Raw genomic sequence first — 4,234 nt, forward strand, 5'->3', positions numbered from 1 at the left:
GTGATGACGCAGGGAGTTAAACTAGGAAAATTTGTGGCATTGAATCGAAATGCCGCCATTCATCATACTAAGGCTTTTGCTCACCTAGAGAGTCTTGAAGGGAAGTATGGGAGGTGTGCTAAGTTGGGACAGTTTGGGAAGTTTGGGAATTCGACTAATTTCTAGTTATGAGAAATCCTAAAAAGCAGTTAACTATCTTATCATGGACTCACTACATGTTTGGGGGATTTTGCGGATTTTACTCCCTGTTTATACTAATGTTGTATATCCCTTTTGGTCTGTTCATGATTGGCGCAACTGACTCAATTCCTGCAGACTTATCAGGAGAGTTGTCAGAGTGGTTTAAGTTATCACGAAATGTCTCATCGGACTTGCCTGGCTATTTGCTAGTCATTTCTGGTGCCATACTTTTCATCCTTGGAGAAATCTTTGCTTTTGCTATCATTCTCTCTGGATATATGCTCAGAAAAAGCAAGAATTATTGGTTTTCGTTTATGATAGCTTGCCTACTCTGCTGGTTCAGACCATTTGGCACACTTATTGGAATTTTAACGATTGTTGTTCTATCTCGGCAATCTGTAAAAAAATTATATCCTTTTAAGTATTAAAAGGGAATAGGGAATCGGGAATCGGGAGTCGGGAATCGGGAATCGGGAATCGGGAATCGGGAGTCGGGAGTCGGGGTGCATCTCATATTTGTAAAAAAGAAGGGAAGTGTGGAAAGTGTGGGGAGTGTGGGAATTTTATTAGAATTTTTGCCTAATTTCATGCATTGAGATGCACCCGGGAGTAGGGAGTAGGTAACAAAAATTATCACAATTCATTTAGGTACCCTATCGTGTGGATTAAATTGGATGCGTTCGCGTAGCGGCTCTTTTGGAGCATCGCACTATTCCTGATTCCCGATTCCCTACTCCCGATTCCCTACTCCCTACTCCCTACTCCCTACTCCCTATTCCCGACCATGAGGTTTAAGGAGGCTAGCCAAATCAGGGCCACTGGGAATAATTCCACCTGGATTGAGGGGGAACAGATTGCCGTAGTAATCGCGCTTGACATCCTCCAAGCTACAAGTATCGGCAACTCCAGGAAGCTGATACAAGTCACGCAGGTAGGGGCCTAAGTTATTGTAGTCCTGAATTCTGAAACGGTTGCACTTGAACAATCCATAATAGACCACATCAAAACGGAACAGAGTGGTAAATAGACGCACATCTGCCAGAGTTACCCTATCCCCACACAGGTATCTACTGGTCTCTAGGGCTCGATCAATCTTATCCAAGGTTGTGAATAGCTGGTCGCAAGCTTTCTCATAAGCCTCTTGGGTCTGGGCAAAACCGCAGCGATAGACTCCATTATTCACAGCGTGGTAGATAGTCTCATTCCACACATCAATGGTTTCCTTCAGTTCCTCTGGATAAAGGTCTAGGGTAGGATTAGTCGCAAACTCATTGAACTGTGAGTTCAGGATTACTATAATTTCTGCACTCTCATTGTTGACAATGGTTTTGCTCTGTTTATCCCACAGCACTGGAACTGTGCAACGACCGTTGTAGCCTGTTTTTGCCAGCTCGTAAAGCTCAGGAAGCGTGTCGCAGCCTTCCTGCTGCTGATTAAATACCCAAATCCCCTGATTGGAAGAAGGAGAGGCAATGAATACCGGTATTGAGTCTTGGAGTCCTTTGAGTGCCCTTACCACTAGAGTGCGGTGGGCCCAAGGACAACCGAGTCCTACATAAAGACAGTAGCGTCCTGCTTCCGGTTGGTAAGGATTCTCTGCTTCTGTCCCAATAAAATTCCTAAACTCGCTGGCAGGGCGAATGTACTCTCCAGAATTATTCCGTGGAGCCAGCTTCGACATCATCATTTGCCAGAGAGTTGTCCAGACAAACTTTCCCAACCTGATGATTAGTGTTGGCGGGAGTGACTTGCCTTTTTTCTTAGTTTCAGCAGCTCCGGTCATGATCGGAATTTAGTAAGACATCTCTAAGATACCAACAAATTCTGACCAGTGGCCTGATTACCCTAGTAGTGCTGAAAAAGAACCCTAACTTACCGTGTTGAAGTCAGGGCTCTTTTTCAGTCAAATCTTCTGGTTTTCCCAACCAAATTACTCCGGTTTAGCTAGCTCTCTCCCTTAGAATTATCCTCTGAATCGATCTTTGGTACCCAATTAGGAGTTTCTGACCCTTCCCAACCAGCAGGACGTTTAGAGTTGTACCAGGCAATGGAGCCAATCACAACTGCTGCCACAAAACCCACAACATACACTAGGGTAAACCACAAGGGAAAACTGCCTGCTTCCATCAATACATACATAGCCGGTTTAGATTTTCTGGTATTTCCGTTATCGTACCATCCAGCATGATGGCTTCGATACCGTAAGCTATCAGTATTTAGCTATCAGCTATCAGCTATCAGCTATCAGCTTTCAGCTTTCAGCTATCAGCTTTCAGCTTTCAGTATTGAGCTATCAGCTTTCAGCTTTCAGCTTATGGCTTAGGTCACAGGGTCGAAGCCTGTGCCACAAAGCTGTTCGCGCAGCGTGGGCCAAAAGCCCACGGCTGATGGCTGACCGCTGACCGCTGACCGCTGACCGCTGACCGCTGACCGCTGACCGCTGACCGCTGATGGCTGACCGCTGACCGCTGATGGCTGACCGCTGACCGCTGACCGCTGACGGCTAACAGCACCTACTTTCTAGCTGCTGGGGGAGCTAACGGACCTCCTGCTGGCCTGCGTTGAGGCTTAGGACGAGCCACCGGTTTGGGAGCAACTCTGGGTGCTGGTGCTGGCCTGCGCCTTGCTCGTGCTGGTGCTGGTCTGCGCCTTGCTGGTGCTGGTGCATACCTGCGCTTGGCTGGTGCTGACCGTCGTCTCGGGGCAGTGTTTCTAGGCGTATAGCGTCTGGTGGTACTTTTACGGGGATAAGACCGTTTAGTTGTAGCTTTGCGACGGTAATACCGTTTGGGTTGAGAGTTCTTCCTAGACACCCTGACCCGACTACTACGCCGCCGTGTAGAACTGGCTCTTCTAGTTGAACTACCTCGTCTTGAACTAGTTCTTCTCCTTGACCGAGTTGTGGAAGCGGTAACGGTAGTGGGAACAAATTTTTTGTTAATAACTCGTTTGGGTTTAATCGGCTGAGCTTCAATGGTAGCTTCCCGACCTGATAACTTCCTGGGGCGCTCAGTAAAGGACTCACGGTCTAAGTCTTCGATTACCTCCAACATGAACCGACGCCAGGTGGCAGCAGCAGTTGCACTAGACCCTCTGGTAGGCTTGTTATCATCATTACCTAACCAAACCCCAGCTACTAATTGGGGAATATAGCCCACAAACCAGAGGTCACGGGCATCATCCGTAGTGCCGGTTTTGCCAACTGCTGGTCGTCCAATTTGAGCCGCTGTCCCGGTACCCCCGGTAACCACACCCCTGAGCATCCAGGTCACAATGGCTGCTGTTTCTGCATCAATAGCTCGCTCACCCTCGAGTTTGTGGTCGTAAATCACGTTACCGTGCTGGTCAATAATGCGGCGAATTCCATGAGCATCGTGGTGAATGCCTTGGGCGGCTAAGGTGCCATAGGAACTGGTGAGTTCTAACAGGTTTACCTCAGATGCTCCTAGGGCGAGGGAGTAGGTGGGATGGAGTTTGGATTTAATCCCCATTTTTTGAGCCAGCTTGATAATCGGCTCCCAGCCCACATCCACTAGGGTTTTGACGGCTACCACATTCACCGAAGAAATCAGGGCATCCCGCACTGAGATCGAACCCCGGAATCTCTCACTGTAGTTTTTAGGTTCGTAACCATCTACTATATACCCCGCATCCATGTAGCCTTTATAGGGAGACATCCCTGTTGCTAGTGCTGCGGCATACACGAATGTTTTGAATGTAGAACCAGGCTGACGCTGAGCTTGGGTGACCCGATTGAGGTAATTATTGCTATCTAGGTCATTAAAATCCTTACCCCCGACCATGGCTTTGATCTGACCATTGCGGGGATCCACGGCAACTAGTGCAGCTTGTCCAAACCGCTGGTAACGACCATAGGTTTTCATGGTCTTTTGGACAGCAGTTTCAGCGGCATCTTGCCACTCTAAATTAATTGTAGTTTCAATGGTCAGCCCTTTCTTACCCAGTACTTCTTTGGAAACGTATTTGGGCAATTCTTGTTGAATATATTCCGTGAAATAGAACGCTTTACGCTCCAGTCGCTTCGGTTGGCTTG

Annotated in this window: 6 protein-coding genes; 1 reads left to right on the forward strand and 5 read right to left on the reverse strand. The window is 47.8% G+C overall.

Going from position 1 to position 4,234, the window contains the following annotated elements:
• Window positions 1–167: 167 nt before the first annotated feature.
• Entirely contained in the window at window positions 168–608 is a 441-nt protein-coding gene (locus F6K37_RS28170) for a hypothetical protein (protein WP_287253727.1), read from the forward strand.
• On the opposite strand, the gene F6K37_RS28175 is transcribed toward F6K37_RS28170, so the two are convergent.
• From F6K37_RS28175 to F6K37_RS28195, 5 genes are all read right to left on the reverse strand, one after another.
• Window positions 605–817 (reverse strand): hypothetical protein, encoded by a 213-nt coding sequence (locus tag F6K37_RS28175; protein ID WP_131827153.1) that lies wholly within the window; start codon window positions 815–817, stop codon window positions 605–607. The genes F6K37_RS28170 and F6K37_RS28175 overlap by 4 nt on opposite strands.
• 135 nt (window positions 818–952) lie before the next feature.
• Window positions 953–1,963 carry a glutathione S-transferase family protein gene (locus F6K37_RS28180; RefSeq protein WP_008184227.1) on the reverse strand — a complete coding sequence of 337 codons (1,011 nt, stop codon included), beginning with the start codon at window positions 1,961–1,963 and terminating at the stop codon, window positions 953–955.
• Between the two features lie 161 nt (window positions 1,964–2,124).
• Entirely contained in the window at window positions 2,125–2,319 is a 195-nt protein-coding gene (gene psb35 / locus F6K37_RS28185; RefSeq protein WP_044493155.1) for a photosystem II assembly protein Psb35, read from the reverse strand.
• Between the two features lie 185 nt (window positions 2,320–2,504).
• Window positions 2,505–2,693: a hypothetical protein gene (locus F6K37_RS28190; protein WP_287253729.1), complete on the reverse strand. Its 189-nt coding sequence runs from the start codon at window positions 2,691–2,693 to the stop codon at window positions 2,505–2,507.
• Window positions 2,694–4,234 (reverse strand): transglycosylase domain-containing protein (locus tag F6K37_RS28195; protein WP_287253731.1); only part of this gene is annotated, 1,541 nt, incomplete at its 5' end.

This window comes from Moorena sp. SIO4E2, from assembly GCF_010671945.1.
GTDB lineage: Bacteria > Cyanobacteriota > Cyanobacteriia > Cyanobacteriales > Coleofasciculaceae > Moorena > Moorena producens.